Here is a 15,842-nt window from a genome sequence, read left to right on the forward strand (position 1 = left end):
GGCAGACTCGCCGGCGTGCGGGTGGCGATCAGGGTGCGGCCGGGGGCATCGCGCACCGGGGTCGGGGGCGAGCACGACGGCGCCCTCGTCGTCCGGGTGTCGGCGCGGGCCGTCGATGGCAAGGCCACCGCGGCGGCGCTGGCTGCGGTCGCCGCCGCGTTCGGCGTCCGCAGGTCCGCGGTCACGTTGGTCTCCGGTGCCACGGCCCGCTCGAAGGTGGTCGACGTGGACGGCGGCACGGACGACGCACTCCGGGAGCTGCTGGCCCGCTGAGGCCCACGCCGGCCATCACGCCGGGGGCCAAAATCGCGACTTTGGCCCCTCGGAGGAGGCTGTCGGGGTGCGCGCGCTGGTGTTCGAGGAGTTCGGTGGTCCGCTGACGGTCCGGGCGGTGCCCGACCCCGCGCCCGGCCGGGACGGCGTCGTCGTCCGGGTGGGCGCCAGCGGGATCTGCCGCAGCGACTGGCACGGCTGGTCCGGCCACGACCCCGACGTCGTCCTGCCGCACGTGCCCGGCCACGAGCTGGCCGGCATCGTGGCCGCGGTCGGCGACCGGGTGCGGAACTGGTCGGTGGGCGACCGGGTCACCGTGCCGTTCGTCTGCGCGTGCGGGCACTGCGGGCCGTGCCGGGACGGCGCCGGGCAGGTCTGCGTGAACCAGACCCAGCCCGGGTTCACGCACTGGGGCTCGCTGGCCGAGTTCGTCGCCCTGGACGCCGCCGACGTCAACCTGGTCGCGCTGCCCGACGACATGCCGTTCGCCACCGCGGCCGGGCTGGGCTGCCGGTTCGCCACCGCCTTCCGGGCCGTCACCGGGGTGGGGCGGGTGCGGCCCGGGGAGTGGGTGGCGGTGCACGGCTGCGGCGGTGTGGGGCTGTCCGCGGTCCAGGTGGCGGTGGCCGCCGGCGCCCGGGTGGTGGCCGTCGACGTGGCACCCGGGGCGCTGGAGCTGGCCCGGGCCTGCGGGGCCGAGCACACGGTGGACGGCGCCGGGGACGTGCCGGCCGCGGTCGCCGAGCTGACCGGTGGCGGTGCACACGTCTCGCTGGACGCCCTCGGCGCGGCGGTGACCTGCCTGAACTCGATCCGCAGCCTCCGGCCGCGGGGGCGGCACGTCCAGGTCGGGCTGCTGCCACCCGCGCTCGGCCGCCCGGAGATCCCGATGGACCGGGTGATCGCCGGTGAGCTCGCCCTGCTGGGCAGCCACGGCATGGCCGCGGCCGACTACCCGGCCATGCTCTCGCTGATCACGGCCGGCCGGCTGCGCCCGGACCTGCTGGTCACCCGCGAGCTCGGCCTGGACGACGCCGGTGCGGCGCTGGTCGCCGTGGGCCGGGACCCGGGGATCGCCGTGGTCACCTCGTTCTGAGGGATCAATCGGTCGGGTCCGCCGTCGTCTCGACCTCCGTGGTGCCGGTCGGCTCGGAGTCCGTCGTCTCCTGCTCCGTCTCCTGCTCCGTCGTCTCGCTGGTGGGCGACGGGGTCCGGGTCGGCGTCGGGGTGGGGGTCGGGGTGCGGGGAGTCGTCGTGCGGGACGGCGTGCTCACGGGCTCCTCGTCCTCCTCGTCGTCCGGCGGCACCGGGCTGGTCGGCACAACTGGGACGGGCGTCTCCGGCGTCGGGGGCGTCGTCGGCTCGTCGCACTCCACGACGGTGCAGGGCACCTCGAGTATCTCGCCGTCGGAGGTGGTGATGGTCCTCGTCCCGCTGTCCGGTCGGGGCAGGACGAGGTTCAGCACGAACAGCACCACGAACAGGCCCCCGAGCACGAGGCTCGAGGTGCGGAACCGCCCGATGTGCGCGGGCACCGAACTCGGCCAGCCCGGTGAGCGCCGGGTGGCCGGGGCGGCGTGCGCCGGTGGCTCGGCGGTGGTCTGTGGCAGCACCTTGGTGGGCTGGTCGTCCGATGACGTGCTCATGCGGCGCCTCCGCTCCGTGCCCGGTCCTCGGCCAGTGCCTCGTCCTGGATGCTCACGCCGTCCTGGACGGTGGTGGCCCGCACCGACACCCCCTCGCGGGACAGTGCCAGCGCCACCCGGGCCCGGAGGTCGCGGCCCACGTCGAACTGCTTGCCGGGCAGCGTACGGGCGACGACCCGCAGGTTGACCTCGTCCAGGGAGAGGCTCTCCACACCCATCACGCTGGGCTCGTCGAGCAGCAGCTTGTGCAGCCGCGGGTCGGCGAAGGCGCGTTGCCCGACCTCCCGCAGCACCTCCTGCACCCGCGTCACGTCCGCGCTCGCCGGCACCGGCACGTCGACGACGGCCCGGGCCCAGTCGCGCGAGAGGTTGGTCACCTTGACGATCTGCCCGTTGGGCACGATCACCACCTCCCCGTCGACCGAGCGCACCCGGGTGATCCGAAGCGTGACGTCCTCGACCGTCCCGGAGGCGGGTTCCATGCCGCCGACCACCTGGATGGAGACGACGTCGCCGAAGCCGTACTGCCGCTCGGTGATCAGGAAGAAGCCGGCCAGCACGTCGCCGACGACCCGCTGGGCGCCGAAGCCCAGCCCGACGCCGAGCACGGTGGCCGGGGCGACCAGGCCGGTGACCGGCAGTCCGAGCCGGTCGAGCGCGAAGATGACCGCGATCGACCAGATCAGCACGATCGCCGCCCAGGTCAGCACCTGGGTCAGCGAGTGCCGGTGCTTGGCCGCCTCGGAGCGCACGAGGGCGTCGGAGTCGGTCGCGGCAGCGTCGATCCGGTCGGTGATCGTGTTGCCGGCCCAGCTGATCAGCCGGGCCAGCAGCAGGGCGCCCAGCACGATCAGGAGCGCGTCGAGGGCGGGCCCGCGCAGCCAGTAGAGGAAGTCGGTGACCGGTCCGGCGGCGAGCACGTTCATCGACGCCCAGTGTGGCCGGTCGAGCTGTGTGTCGGCCGCCTGGGTGGTGTGCGGGTGTCGAGTGGGACTGCAGAGCACGAGGGTGCAGGATTTGCATCCTGCCCCGACTGCACCGACCGTGGATCTCTGCAACCAGCTGTCCACGCAGCGAGAACCGCGCTGGACCTGCGCACCGACCTGGAGGGGAGGGGCGCCGAGCAGGCGCCGCACCACGTGACGAAGCCATCGAACGACCCACCCGGTCAGCCTTTGCCCGGCTCGACCAGCGCCGCCGTGACCCACGGTCACGACGAGACCGCGGCCCCCGACGCCACGCCGTCCGGCCAGACGATCGACGAGGTGCTCGACCCCGACGTCCCCAGCGAGACCCACCCGGCGATCGCCCAGCCGCCGTCCCAGGAGCACGACCGGCGCCCGCAGCTGGACCGGACGGTCTTCGGCGTCGCCGCCGTCGTCTCCTTGGCCTTCCTGGCCTGGGGCTTCCTGAGCCCCACCGGGCTGGGCTCGGCCAGCGGCAGCGCCCTCGGCTGGATCGAGGGCAACCTCGGCTGGTTCTTCGTGCTGCTCGCCTCCGCCGTGGTGATCTTCGTGCTCTGGATCGCGGCCAGCGCCTACGGCCGCATCCCGCTCGGTGCGGACGGCGAACGGCCGGAGTTCCGGACGATCAGCTGGATCGCGATGATGTTCAGCGCCGGCATGGGCATCGGCTTGATGTTCTTCGGCGTCGCCGAGCCGCTGTCGCACTACGTGTCCCCGCCGCCGGGCACCGTCGACGCCGGGACCAACGAGGCCGTCACCACGGCCTTGGCCACCACGCTGTTCCACTGGACGCTGCACCCGTGGGCGCTGTACGCGCTGGTCGGGCTGGCGGTCGCGTACGGCACCTACCGTCGCGGCCGCGGCCAGCTGCTGTCCTCCGTGTTCACCTCGCTGTTCGGTCGTGGCGTGGCGGAGGGCCCGGCCGGCAAGGTGATCGACGTCCTGGCCATCTTCGCCACGCTCTTCGGCACGGCCGCCTCCCTCGGGCTCGGCGCCCTGCAGATCGGCAGCGGGCTGGAGATCCTCGGCTGGCTCGGCCCGGTCGGCAACGCGGCCACCGTCGGCATCATCGCGGTGCTGACCGCGGCGTTCGTGGCCTCCGCCTTCTCCGGCATCGCCCGCGGCATCCAGTGGCTGTCCAACATCAACGTCGTCCTGGCGTTCGTGCTCGCGATCTTCGTGTTCGTGGTGGGCCCCACGGTCTTCATCCTCAACCTGGTGCCGACCGCGCTGGGCTCCTACCTGGCCGACCTCCCCGAGCTGGCCGCCCGCACGAACGCCTCCGGCGGCGATGCCGTGGCCGAGTGGCTGTCGGGCTGGACGGTCTTCTACTGGGCCTGGTGGATCTCCTGGACGCCGTTCGTCGGCGTCTTCCTCGCCCGGATCAGCCGGGGCCGGACGATCCGGGAGTTCATCACCGGCGTGCTCCTGGTGCCCAGCGTCGTGACGCTGTTCTGGTTCGCCGTCTTCGGTGGTGCCGGGATCGACGCCCAGCGGGAGGGTCAGGACCTGGCCGGCCAGGCGACGCCCGAGGGGCAGTTGTTCAGCCTGCTCCAGGAACTGCCGATCCCCACGATCACCAGCGTCATCGTGATGCTGCTGGTCGGGATCTTCTTCGTCACCGGTGCGGACTCCGCCTCGATCGTGATGGCCTCGCTGTCCGAGCGCGGCACCCGTGAGCCGACCTCGAAGATGGTCGTCTTCTGGGGGCTGCTGACCGGTGGTGTCGCCGCCGTGATGCTGCTCGTCGGTGGTGACGAGGCGCTGCAGGGGCTGCGGAACCTGACGATCATCGGCGCGCTGCCGTTCGCGGTCGTGATGATCGGGCTGGCGGTCGCGCTGACCAAGGACCTGCGCTCGGATCCGATGGTGCTGCGCCGGGCCTACGCCAGCGAGGCGGTCGAGGCCGCGGTCGTCGACGGGATCACCCGGCACGGCGACGACTTCGAGCTGGTCGTGCGCCAGAGCCCCGACGGCACCACCGAGGCGCACCCCGAGCCCACCCAGCCCAAGCCGCGCTGATCACGGTGGCGACCCGCCGGCGCACGCCGGCGGGTCGCCACCGGGCCCTTCAGCTGCGGAGGCGGCGGATCGGGATCACCATCGGGGTGCCGGTCACCGGGTCGGGGAGCACCCGGGCCTCGAGCTCGAAGACGTCGGCCAGCAGCTGCTCGGTGAGCACCTCCTGCGGGGTGCCCGAGGCGACCAGGACGCCGTCCTTCATCGCCACCAGTCGCTTGGCGTACCGGGCGGCCAGGTTCAGGTCGTGCAGCACCACCACCACCGTGCGCCCCTTCTCCGCGTGCAGCCGGCTCACCAGCTCCAGCACGTCGACCTGGTGGGCGAGGTCGAGGTAGGTCGTCGGCTCGTCGAGCAGCAGCAGGTCGGTGCCCTGGGCCAACGCCATGGAGATCCAGGCCCGCTGCCGCTGCCCCCCGGACAGTGCGTCGACCGGGGAGTCGGCGTGCTCGGCCATGTCGGTCCAGCTCAACGCCTCGGTGACCACGGCCTCGTCGTCGGAGGACCACTGCCGCAGCCAGCTCTGGTGCGGGTGCCGCCCCCGGGCGACCAGGTCGGCGACGGTGAGCCCCTCCGGCGCCAGCGGCGTCTGCGGCAGCAGGCCCAGCACCTTGGCGACCTCACGGGTCGGGGTGTCGGTGATCGCCCGGCCGTCGAGCAGCACGGTGCCCGAGGTGGGGCGCAGCAGCCTCCCCAGCGCCTTCAGCACGGTGGACTTGCCGCAGCCGTTGGGGCCGACGATCGCGGTGAACGACCCGTCGAGGAGCTGGAGGTCCAGGTCGTCGACGACCACCTTGTCGCCGTAGGCCAGCCGGACGCCCTCGGCGGCCAGCCGGACCGCCGGGGGCTGCCCGAGGCCGGTGGGGGAGTGGGTGCGGGAGTCGGTCACGGTCACAGGGTCGATCGCCGCCTTCCGCGGACGAGGAGCCAGAGCAGGTACGGGGCGCCGACGATCGCGGTGATCACGCCGACGGGGAAGGACTCGGGCAGCACGGTGCGGGCCACCAGGTCGCTGCTGACCAGCAACAGTGCGCCCAGCAGGGCGGAGGTGACCAGCGGCGGGCGGGAGCCGGCGGTCAGCCGGACGGCGATCTGCGGGACGACGAGGGCGACGAACTGGATCGGCCCGGCCGCCGCGACGGCGAACGCGGCCAGGCAGACCGCGACCACCACGACGACGCCCTGGGCGAGCGGGACGCGCACGCCGAGCGCCCGCGCCGTCTCGTCCCCGTACTGGAGGACGCCGAGCACCCGGCTGAGCGCGAGGGCCGCTGGGATCAGCACCAGGAGCGACAGGGCGAGGGGCAGCGCCTGCTCCCAGCCGCGCCCGTTCAGGGACCCGGTGATCCACACGTTGGCGGCGGCGGCGTCCCAGATGGCGCTGCGGGTGAGCAGGTAGTTGACGATCGCGTGGGCCATCGCGGACAGCGCGATGCCGATGAGGACCAGCCGGTAGCCGTCGACCCCCTGCCGCCAGGCGAGCCCGAAGACGAGGAAGGCCACCACCATGCCGCCGAGCAGGGCCGCGGCGGGGACGCCGACCCCGCCGAGCACCCCGGTGGCGGTGGTGCCGGCGCCGCCCAGCACGATCACGCTCACCGCGCCGATCGAGGCCCCGCCGGTGACGCCCAGGATGTCGGGGCTGGCGAGCGGGTTGCGGGCGAAGGTCTGGATGAGCGCGCCGGACAGGCCGAGGGCCACCCCGACGAGCACGGCCACCGCGATCCGGGGCGCGCGCAGCTCCAGCACGACCAGCCGCTGGGTCTCGTCGCCCAGCCCGACCAGGGTGCCGAGCACGTCGACCACGCCGATCGGGTAGTCGCCGCGCCCGAGACTGACCGCGGCGGCCAGCACCAGGACCAGGAAGACCGCGATCGGCACCAGCACGTCGCGCACCCGGTAGGTGGCGGAGACGCGGCCGACCCGCAGCAGCCGGCGGTTCCGGGAGCGGGGGGCGCTGGCCCGGGTGGGCGCCGTGGTGGGCGCTGTGGTGCTCACAGCTGCACCAGCCGTCGGCGGCGGATCAGTGCGATGAAGAACGGCGCGCCGACGACGGCCAGCACGATGCCGACCTGCAGCTCACCCGGCCGGGCCAGGACCCGGCCCAGCACGTCGGCCAGCAGCAGGAACACCACGCCGAGCAGCGCGGAGTACGGGACGAGCCAGCGGTGGTCGGGTCCGGTGATCGCCCGGGCGACGTGCGGCACCACCAGCCCGACGAAGGCGATCGGGCCGCAGGCGGCGGTGGCGGCCCCGGTGAGCAGGGTGATCGCACCCAGCCCGACCACCCGGGCCAGCCAGATCCGCTGGCCCAGGCCCCGGGCGACGTCCTCCCCGAGGCCCAGCAGGTTCAGCGCCGGGGCGTTGACCATGGCGAGCACCAGGCCGAGCACGATGAACGGGGCGACCTGGACGAGGACCTCGGCGTCCCGCCCGGCCAGCGCACCCACCACCCAGAACCGGTAGGCGTCCAGCGCGGTGGTCTCGCGGATCGTGACGGCCTGTACCAGGGCGTAGAGCAGGTAGCTGATGGCCGCCCCCGCGAGCGCCAGGCTCACCGGGCTGGGCGCCCCCCGGCCCGCGGAGGCGATCATGAAGACCGCCACGCTGCCCAGCATCGCGCCGGCGAAGGCGAACCAGACGTATCCGCCGGCCGTGGTGATGCCGAGCAGCCAGATCGAGAGGACGACGGCGAACGACGCGCCCGCGGTGACGCCGAGGAGGCCGGGATCGCCCAGCGGGTTGCGGGTGTGGCCCTGCATCAGCGCACCGGAGACGGCCAGCGCGGAGCCGGCCAGGACGCCCAGCAGGGTCCGGGGCACCCGCAGCTCGCGGATGATGACCGTCTCGTCGCCGGGGGTGCTCGGGTCCAGCAGGGCCTGCCACACGGTGCCGAGGCCGATCGGCCTCGTCCCGACGGTGATGCTGAGCACGCAGACCGCCACGACGACGGCCAGCAGCAGCCACAGCCCCAGCACCCGCGGGGCCATGCCCTGCAGCAGTCCTCGGCGCGGAGGCTGCGGGCTCACCTCCGGAGTCGGCCGGGTGGCCGTGCGGTGCACCACGAGCGGCTCCTGGGGACGGCGGTGGGCCGGGTCCCCGGCCGGCAGGTGAGGCTCACCTTACTCAGCTCCCAGGATCCCGCCACGGCCCCGTGCCCAGGCTCGCCCCGAGCCGGCGTGGGGGACGGGGGTCCTCCCTCAGCGGGGGGCGATGCCGGTGACGACGAGGTCGGCGAGCTCCCGGTAGGCGGCGGCGTCGTCCAGCCCGGTGGTGGCCGTGACCTCGCCGCGGTGGATGGCGCTCATCACCGAGGCCACCGCGACGCCCACGAAGGAGGCGTGCACCGGGCGGACGGTGCCGGCGGCGACGCCCTCGCTCACCAGCTGCTGGACGCGGGCCGCGGCGGAGTGGGTGTTGCGCTGGTAGATCTCCCGGGCCGGGGAGAAGGCGGCCAGGTCGGCGAAGAACGCGGGAGAGGCCGGCTGCAGCTGCTCGGCGACCGCGAGCAGGTAGGCGGTGATCCGTTCGCGGTGGTCGTGCGGCTCGGCGGCCCGCTGCTCCACCGCTGTCGTCGCGCGCTGGAAGAAGCGCTTCACCACGGCGACGACCAGCTGTTCCTTGCTCGCGGCCAGCCCGTAGAGGGTGCTCTTGGAGCAGCGCAGCCGGCGGGCCAGCTCGTCGAGGGTGAAGGTGGCGAACCCCTCGGCCAGGAAGACCGCGACCAGCTCGTCCAGCAGCTCCTCGCGACGCCCCTGGGTGCGGGCGCCGCGGCTCTCCAGTGACGTCATCGACCCTCCTCGGCAGCACCGGACCGTAACAACGGGCAGCGGTTGAGTACGGGCGGGAGTACTGCGTAACGTCCGGGAGTACCGCAACCCGGTCGGGACGGCGCCGTCCCGACCTCCCTGGAGGTCACCGTGCCCGTCCGTCGCCTGGTCCCCACGCAGGAGGCCGCCGACCTGCTCGAGCTCACCCGGCAGCTGGCCCGGGACGAGCTCGCCCCCCGGGCCGCCGCGGCGGAGGCGGCAGAGGAGTTCCCCCGCGACGTCTTCCGCACGTTGGGCCGGGCCGGGCTGCTGGGGCTCCCCTACGCCGAGGAGCTGGGCGGCGGCGGGCAGCCCTACGAGGTGTACCTGCAGGTGCTCGAGGAGATCGCGGCCGCCTGGGCCAGCGTGGGTGTCGGGGTGAGCGTGCACGGGCTGTCCTGCTTCGGGCTGGCCACCCGGGGCACGCAAGCGCAGCAGGAGTGGTTGCCGGAGATGCTCGGCGGCGAGCTGCTCGGCGCCTACTGCCTCTCCGAGCCGCACGCAGGCTCCGACCCGGCGGCGATGCGCACCCGGGCCGTGCGGGACGGCGACTCGTACGTCCTCACCGGGGAGAAGGCCTGGACCACCCACGGCGGGCACGCGGACTTCTACAAGGTCATGGCCCGCACCTCCGACGACGGCGCGCGCGGCATCTCCTGCTTCCTCGTGCCCGCCGACAGCGAGGGGCTGTCCGCCGACACCGCCGAGCGCAAGATGGGGCTGACCGGCTCCACCACGGCGACCATGCGGTTCGAGGGCGTGCGGATCGACGCCGACCGCCGGCTGGGCGAGGAGGGCGAGGGGCTGTCGATCGCCCTCGCCGGGCTGGACGCCGGCCGGCTCGGGATCGCCGCCGTCGCCACCGGTCTGGCGCAGGGCGCCCTGGACGACGCGGTCGCCTATGCCCAGGAACGGGAGACCTTCGGCAAGCCGATCATCGAGCACCAGGGCCTGGGCTTCCTGCTCGCCGACATGGCCGCCGCCGTCGAGACCGCCCGGGCGACCTACCTGTTCGCGGCCCGGCTGCGCGACGCCGGTCAGCCCTACGGCCAGCAGGCCTCGATCGCCAAGCTGGTGGCCACCGACAACGCGATGAAGGTGACCACCGACGCCGTCCAGGTGCTGGGCGGGTACGGCTACACGGGCGACTTCCCGGTCGAGCGGTACATGCGCGAGGCCAAGGTCATGCAGATCTTCGAGGGCACCAACCAGATCCAGCGCCTGGTGATCAGCCGCGCCCTGGCCCGCGGCGGCACCCCCACCACCACCGTCGTCCCCTGAGGGCCCGTTTCGTCGAGTGACAGCTGAGCGGGCATCCGCCCGCCGGGAAGCCCGCTCAGCTGTCACTCGCCGTCGAGCGGGCCCCCGACCACCAAAATGGCCATTTTGGTGGTGGGGTCGCCGGCCTACGCTGCCGGGCATGTGCCGGAACATCCACGTCTTGCACAACCTGGAGCCCGCCACCACCTCCGACGAGGTGCGGGCGGCGGCGCTGCAGTACGTGCGCAAGGTGAGCGGGTCGACCAAGCCGTCGCAGGCCAACCAGGCGGCGTTCGACCGGGCGGTCGAGGAGATCGCGCACGCCACCGAGCACCTGCTCGCCGACCTGGTCACCACCGCACCGCCCAAGGACCGCGAGGTGCTCGCCGCCCAGGCTCGCGCCCGCGCCGCCGCCCGCTACCCCGGCTGAGACGCACGACGGCCCTGGCTGAGACGCACGACGGCCCCGGCCGACCCGGGTGGGTCGGCCGGGGCCGTCGTGGACGTGCGGCCTACGCGGGCTGCAGCGAACCGAGCACGGCCAGGACGTCGGCCGGGCTCTGCGCCGCCTCGAGGCGAGCGACCTGCTCGGGGTCGACGAAGACCTCCGCGATCCGGCCGAGCAGCTTCAGGTGGTCGTCGCCCGCGCCGGCGATGCCGATGACGAAGAAGACCTCCTTGCCGTTCCAGTCGATGCCGTCGGCGTAGCGGACGAAGGAGATCGCGGTCCGCCGGATGGCGGGCTTGGCCTCGTTCGTGCCGTGCGGCAGCGCCAGCCGGTTGCCCATGTAGGTCGACACCGACGTCTCCCGCTCGTGCATGGCCCGCACGTAGGAGGCGTCGACGGCGTCGGCAGCGACCAGCAGCTCCCCCGCCTCGGTGATCGCCTCGTCGCGGGTGGTGGCCGAGCCGCCCAGGACGATGCTCTCCACGGCCAGCACGTCGGTGCCGTCGTCGCCGTCGTCGGCCAGCCGGGAGAGCCCCCCGGCCGCGGCGGGGGCGGTGGCCTCCCGCCCGGGGACGGCAGCGCCGTCGGGTGCGGCGGCCGCGGTGGCCTCCTCGGCCGTGGGTGCGGCGTTGGTCCGCTTCAGCATCTCGACGATCTCGTCGTAGCGCGGGCTGGACATGAAGTCCGACACCGACACGTGCACCGCCGACCCGGTCTTCTTCTCGGCCCGGTCTGTCAGGTCCTCGTGGGTGACGACGAGGTCGTAGTCGTCGGTCAGGTTGGAGATGGCCTTGTTGACCACGGTCACGTCGTCGAAGCCGGCGCCGTGCACCTTCTTGCGGAGCACCGAGGCGCCCATGGCGGAGGAGCCCATGCCCGCGTCGCAGGCGAACACGATGGAGCGGATCGGGCCCTCGCTGCGGCCGGTGCCGGCACCGGTCAGCGCCGAGGAGACCGACGACTTCTTGCCCTTGTTCGCCTCCATCGCCGCGGTCGCCGCGGTCAGGTCGCCGTCGTCGTCCTTGTCCAGCTTCAGCAGGAACGCGGCGACGACGAACGTGACACCGGCGGCGATCAGCACCGAGGCGGTGACGCCGAGCAGGCTGCTCGGTGGGGAGGCCGCCCAGACGGCGATGATCGATCCGGGGGACGCCGGCGAACGCAGGCCCGAGCCGAAGACCAGGTTCGTGGCGATGCCGGCCATGCCGCCGAGGATCACCGCGACGATCAGCTTCGGCTTGGCCAGCACGTAGGGGAAGTAGATCTCGTGGATGCCGCCGACGAACTGGATGAGGATCGCGCCCGGGGCCGAGGCCTTGGCCACGCCGCGGCCGAACAGGGCGAAGGCGAGCAGCAGGCCCAGGCCCGGCCCGGGGTTGGCCTCGAGCAGGAACAGGATGGACTGGCCGACCTCGGCCGCCTCGGTGGTGCCCAGCGGGGTGAGGATGCCCTGGTTGATGGCGTTGTTCAGGAACAGGACCTTGGCCGGCTCGATGAAGATCGAGGTCAGCGGCAGCAGGCCGTTGTCGACCAGGACGTCGACCACGTTGGAGGCCAGGTCGCTGAAGGCCTGCACGAACGGCCCGGCGATCACGAAGCCGACGACAGCCAGGAACCCGCCCCAGATGCCGGCGGAGAAGTTGTTGACCAGCATCTCGAAGCCGGGCCGGATCTTGTGCGCCCACAGCGCGTCGAGCTTCTTCATCGACCAGCCGGCGAGCGGGCCCATCACCATGGCGCCCAGGAACATCGGCACGTCGGCGCCGGTGATGGCGCCGATGGTGGCGATCGCGCCGACGACGCCGCCGCGGAGGTTGTCGTCGTACATCATCCGGCCGCCGGTGTAGCCGATGAGCAGCGGCAGGAGGTACGTGATCATCGGGCCGACGATCCCGGTGCCCTCGGCGCCGGAGCCCCAGGCGCCAAGCTCCTCGACGAAGCCGTAGCCGCCCTCGTAGCCCAGCGCGTCGCCGATCAGGGTGATCCAGCCGGTCTCGATGAACAGGGCGGTGATCAGGCCCCAGGCGATGAACGCGCCGATGTTCGGCAGCACCATGTTCGACAGGAAGGTGCCGAACCGCTGCACGTGCAGCCGCATCCCTCCTGAGCGCGCGGCGGGATGGGTGGTCGTGGCCATGAGGGGCCCTCCTGAGCTGGATCGGCAACCGCGATCGACAGGGGTCGTTCGGGCGTCTGACTGAACGATCGATCGTGTGACGGCGATCACCCGGATCTGTGTATGTCTGTGTATCAAGCGTTCAAGCGCGGGTCAAGAGCGGAGAAACCCACACGATCACAGAGAGACCCACCCAACCGGGTGTACGGCTCCCGTCCTACAGTGATCGGCGACACCCAGTCAGTGGCCCGCGGCGCCGGACGGCGTCACCGTCGACACAGCACTCGGAGGACGACATGAAGGCCCTGCGGTTCTACGCCCCTGAGGACGTGCGGCTCGAGGACGTCCCCGAGTCCGAGTGCGGCCCGGACGAGATCAAGCTCAAGGTCAAGAACTGCTCGACCTGCGGCACCGACGTCAAGATCTTCCACAACGGTCACCAGAACCTCTCCCCGCCGCGCACGATCGGGCACGAGATCGCCGGCGAGGTGGTCGAGGTCGGCGCGAACGTCAACACCACCTACGGCAGCTCCTGGGCGCCGGGCGACCGGGCGCAGGTCATCGCCGCGGTGCCGTGCGGGGAGTGCCACGAGTGCCGCAAGGGCTGGATGGCGGTCTGCCAGAACCAGACCTCGGTGGGCTACCAGTACGACGGCGGCTTCGCCGAGTACATGATCGTCCCGCAGCAGGTGCTCAAGGTCGACGGCCTCAACCGGATCCCGGACAACGTCGGCTACGACGAGGCCTCGGCCGCCGAGCCGTTCGCCTGCGCCATCAACGCCCAGGAGCTGCTCGGCATCGAGGAGGGCGACACCCTCGTCGTCTTCGGCGCCGGGCCGATCGGCTGCATGCACATCCGGATCGCCCGCGGCGTGCACAAGGTCGGGAAGGTCATCCTGGTCGACGTCAACGCCGAGCGGCTGGAGATGTCGGCCAACGCCGTCCAGCCCGACGAGGTCATCAACGGCACCGAGACCGACGTGGTCGCCCGGGTCCTGGAGCTCACCGAGGGCCGGGGCGCCGACGTCATCATCACCGCGACGGCGGCGAACGTCACCCAGGAGCAGGCCATCGCGATGGCCGCCCGCAACGGCCGGATCTCCTTCTTCGGCGGCCTGCCCAAGACGAACCCGACGATCACCTGCGACTCCAACGTCGTGCACTACCGGCAGCTGCACATCCACGGCGCCAACGGGTCCGCGCCGGAGCACAACAAGCGGGCACTGGAGTACATCTCCACCGGTCAGGTGCCGGTCAAGGACCTGATCACCGAGCACCTGCCGCTCGACCGCGTCCTCGACGCCTTCTCCATCGTGCAGAAGGGCGAGGCGATCAAGGTCACCGTCGAGCCCTGAGTGAGCACTGTGCGCTGCGTGCCCGCTTCCTGGCCGGAACGGTCGCCTGGCGCACAGTGCTGCGGGCGTGAGCGGGACGTGGGGGCTACACGAGGAAGCGGTAGGCGGTCGTGCCCGGCGCCAGCAGCTGGATCTTCAGCGGGCCCGCCTCGATCCGGGCCAGCAGCGGCGCCAGGCCGTCGACGCTGCCCAGCTCGATGCCGGTCAGCGCCGCCCCGGTCTCCCGGTTGTCCCGCTTGACGTACTCGAACAGCACGATGTCGTCGTCCGGGCCGAGCACCTCGTCGAGGAACCGGCGCAGCGCCCCGGGCTCCTGGGGGAACTCGACCAGGAAGTAGTGCTTGAGGCCCTGGTGCACCAGGGAGCGCTCGACCACCTCGGCGTACCGGCTGACGTCGTTGTTGCCGCCCGACAGCAGGGCGACGACGGTCTGGCCGGGCTCGACGCGGACCGAGCCGCCCGTGAGCGCGGCGCTGGCCAGGGCGCCGGCGGGCTCGGCGATCACCCCGTCGACCTGGTAGAGGTCGAGCATCTCGGTGCAGACCTGCCCCTCGGGCACGGTCACCAGCTCGGCACCCGAGTCGCGGACCAGTGGGAAGGTCACGTCGCCGGCCCGGCGCACCGAGGCGCCGTCGACGAAGGTGTCGATCTCGGCCAGCTCCACCGGCCGGCCCGCGGCCAGCGCCGCCGCCATGTTCGCGGCCCCGGCCGGCTCCACCCCCACCAGCCGGACGCCGGGGACGTGCTCGCGCAGCCAGGTGCCGCAGCCGGCCAGCAGCCCGCCCCCGCCGACCGGCAGGACGACGACGTCCGGCGGGGTGTCCAGCTGGCTGAGCAGCTCCATCGCCACGGTGGCCTGACCGGCGACCGTGGACAGCGCGTCGAAGGCGGGCACCAGCGTGGCCCCGGTCATCGTGGCGTGCTCGGCGGCTGCGGCGGCCGCGTCGTCGTAGGTGTCGCCGTGGACGACGAGCTCGACCATGTCCCCGCCGAGCGCGGCGATCCGCTGCCGCTTCTGCCGCGGCGTCGTCCCGGGCACGAACACCCGGCCCCGGACGCCGAGCACCCGGCAGGCGTAGGCGACGCCCTGGCCGTGGTTGCCGGCGCTGGCGGTCACCGCGCCGGCGGCCCGCCCGGCGGCGTCCAGCTGGCTGATCGTGTTGTAGGCGCCGCGCACCTTGTACGACCGGCCCACCTGCAGGTCCTCGCGCTTGACCCACACGGCGGCGCCGGTCAGCTCCGACAGCCGGGCGTTGCGCTGCAGCGGCGTCCGTTCGGCGACGCCGGCCAGCCGGGCGGCGGCGGCGGTGACCTCGGTGGAGAAGGAGGTGCGGAGGTCGGTCACCGGCCCATCCTCCCCGACGCCCCGCGGGCGCCGAGTGGTCAGTACTGGTCGCCCGTCTCCGCGTGTCGGCGCGTGTCGACGACCGCAACTGCGCACTCGCCGGGAGTCCGCCGGCCGGACGGGCGACGGTGGGGTGTCCGGCGGCGGGGCTGGTGCCGCCGCTGCCGCGCCTCCTCGGCGAGCTGACGGGCGGCCAGGACGCTGGCCGTCTCCGCGTCGTCCCAGCCCATCAGGAGTCGGCGCCGAAGGCGGCCCACAGGATCAGCGCGGCGATCGCGGCCACCTGCAGCAGCGACACGGTCATCCCGGCGAGGGCGAGCCCGCGGCCGCGGGTGCCGTCCCGGCGGGTGTTGCGCAGGCCCAGGGCGCTGAAGGCGATGCCCAGCGGGAAGAGGACGAACGCGAAGACCAGGCCGAGGACGGCCATGGCATCGGTGCCCACGGCCCGGACGGGCCAGTTCTGCGGGTCGAGGTGGACGGTGGACGTCTCCGTGTCGTTCATGGCACGAGCCTGTCCGGCGCCGGGGGGTGCGGACATCGGCCGGAGGTGGTCGGCCCTCTGCTACGAAAGTCGCAGGTCATCGACCCGGTCGTCAGCCCGTCGGG

Annotated in this window: 15 protein-coding genes; 6 read left to right on the top strand and 9 right to left on the bottom strand. The window is 73.0% G+C overall.

Going from position 1 to position 15,842, the window contains the following annotated elements; translation table 11 throughout:
- Positions 1-15: 15 nt before the first annotated feature.
- Both O2W16_RS06110 and O2W16_RS06115 read left to right on the top strand, forming a co-directional pair.
- Positions 16-273: a DUF167 domain-containing protein gene (locus tag O2W16_RS06110; RefSeq protein ID WP_269157917.1), complete on the top strand. Its 258-nt coding sequence runs from the start codon at positions 16-18 to the stop codon at positions 271-273.
- 67 nt (positions 274-340) lie between these two features.
- Positions 341-1,369, top strand: a complete 1,029-nt coding sequence (locus O2W16_RS06115; protein WP_269157918.1) for a zinc-dependent alcohol dehydrogenase family protein — start codon at positions 341-343, stop codon at positions 1,367-1,369.
- A gap of 4 nt (positions 1,370-1,373) precedes the next feature.
- Here the strand turns inward: O2W16_RS06115 and O2W16_RS06120 are convergent, their stop codons facing one another.
- Positions 1,374-1,919, bottom strand: coding sequence for a hypothetical protein (locus O2W16_RS06120; RefSeq protein ID WP_269157919.1), 546 nt, complete (start codon positions 1,917-1,919; stop codon positions 1,374-1,376).
- Positions 1,916-2,845 (bottom strand): mechanosensitive ion channel family protein, encoded by a 930-nt coding sequence (locus tag O2W16_RS06125; protein WP_269157920.1) that lies wholly within the window; start codon positions 2,843-2,845, stop codon positions 1,916-1,918. The genes O2W16_RS06120 and O2W16_RS06125 overlap by 4 nt, the downstream gene beginning before the upstream one ends.
- Before the next feature lie 273 nt (positions 2,846-3,118).
- Between O2W16_RS06125 and O2W16_RS06130 the strand changes: the two genes are divergently transcribed.
- On the top strand, positions 3,119-4,906 hold the full coding sequence (locus tag O2W16_RS06130) for a BCCT family transporter (RefSeq protein ID WP_269157921.1): 1,788 nt from the start codon (positions 3,119-3,121) through the stop codon (positions 4,904-4,906).
- 49 nt (positions 4,907-4,955) lie between these two features.
- Here O2W16_RS06130 and O2W16_RS06135 read toward each other — a convergent pair whose 3' ends face one another.
- The 4 genes from O2W16_RS06135 to O2W16_RS06150 all read right to left on the bottom strand — a co-directional run bounded on the left by O2W16_RS06135 (position 4,956) and on the right by O2W16_RS06150 (position 8,694).
- Positions 4,956-5,792, bottom strand: coding sequence for an ABC transporter ATP-binding protein (locus O2W16_RS06135; RefSeq protein ID WP_269157922.1), 837 nt, complete (start codon positions 5,790-5,792; stop codon positions 4,956-4,958).
- Between the two features lie 2 nt (positions 5,793-5,794).
- The gene (locus O2W16_RS06140; RefSeq protein ID WP_269157923.1) at positions 5,795-6,901 is read right to left on the bottom strand and encodes a FecCD family ABC transporter permease; all 1,107 of its coding nucleotides are present in this window, start codon (positions 6,899-6,901) and stop codon (positions 5,795-5,797) included.
- A complete protein-coding gene (locus tag O2W16_RS06145; protein ID WP_269157924.1) occupies positions 6,898-7,932 on the bottom strand; it encodes a FecCD family ABC transporter permease in 1,035 nt (344 codons plus the stop codon). Before O2W16_RS06145 ends, O2W16_RS06140 begins: the two co-directional genes overlap by 4 nt.
- Positions 7,933-8,103: 171 nt before the next feature.
- Complete coding sequence (locus O2W16_RS06150; protein WP_269157925.1) at positions 8,104-8,694, bottom strand: TetR/AcrR family transcriptional regulator; 591 nt, start codon at positions 8,692-8,694, stop codon at positions 8,104-8,106.
- A gap of 129 nt (positions 8,695-8,823) precedes the next feature.
- Here O2W16_RS06150 and O2W16_RS06155 point away from each other — a divergent pair, with 129 nt between their 5' ends.
- Together O2W16_RS06155 and O2W16_RS06160 are read left to right on the top strand one after the other, a co-directional pair.
- A complete protein-coding gene (locus tag O2W16_RS06155; RefSeq protein WP_269157926.1) occupies positions 8,824-9,993 on the top strand; it encodes an acyl-CoA dehydrogenase family protein in 1,170 nt (389 codons plus the stop codon).
- A gap of 139 nt (positions 9,994-10,132) precedes the next feature.
- Positions 10,133-10,402: a DUF2277 domain-containing protein gene (locus O2W16_RS06160; RefSeq protein ID WP_269157927.1), complete on the top strand. Its 270-nt coding sequence runs from the start codon at positions 10,133-10,135 to the stop codon at positions 10,400-10,402.
- A gap of 82 nt (positions 10,403-10,484) precedes the next feature.
- Here O2W16_RS06160 and O2W16_RS06165 read toward each other — a convergent pair whose 3' ends face one another.
- Positions 10,485-12,557, bottom strand: a complete 2,073-nt coding sequence (locus O2W16_RS06165; RefSeq protein WP_269157928.1) for a PTS mannitol transporter subunit IICBA — start codon at positions 12,555-12,557, stop codon at positions 10,485-10,487.
- Positions 12,558-12,832: 275 nt separating this feature from the next.
- Between O2W16_RS06165 and O2W16_RS06170 the strand changes: the two genes are divergently transcribed.
- The gene (locus O2W16_RS06170) at positions 12,833-13,891 is read left to right on the top strand and encodes a zinc-dependent dehydrogenase (protein WP_269157929.1); all 1,059 of its coding nucleotides are present in this window, start codon (positions 12,833-12,835) and stop codon (positions 13,889-13,891) included.
- Positions 13,892-13,976: 85 nt separating this feature from the next.
- On the opposite strand, the gene ilvA is transcribed toward O2W16_RS06170, so the two are convergent.
- Together ilvA and O2W16_RS06180 are read right to left on the bottom strand one after the other, a co-directional pair.
- A complete protein-coding gene (gene ilvA / locus O2W16_RS06175) occupies positions 13,977-15,236 on the bottom strand; it encodes a threonine ammonia-lyase IlvA (RefSeq protein WP_269157930.1) in 1,260 nt (419 codons plus the stop codon).
- 229 nt (positions 15,237-15,465) lie between these two features.
- The gene (locus tag O2W16_RS06180; RefSeq protein ID WP_269157931.1) at positions 15,466-15,738 is read right to left on the bottom strand and encodes a DUF4190 domain-containing protein; all 273 of its coding nucleotides are present in this window, start codon (positions 15,736-15,738) and stop codon (positions 15,466-15,468) included.
- Positions 15,739-15,842 lie beyond the last annotated feature (104 nt).

Source organism: Modestobacter sp. VKM Ac-2984 (genome assembly GCF_026967985.1).
GTDB lineage: Bacteria > Actinomycetota > Actinomycetes > Mycobacteriales > Geodermatophilaceae > Modestobacter.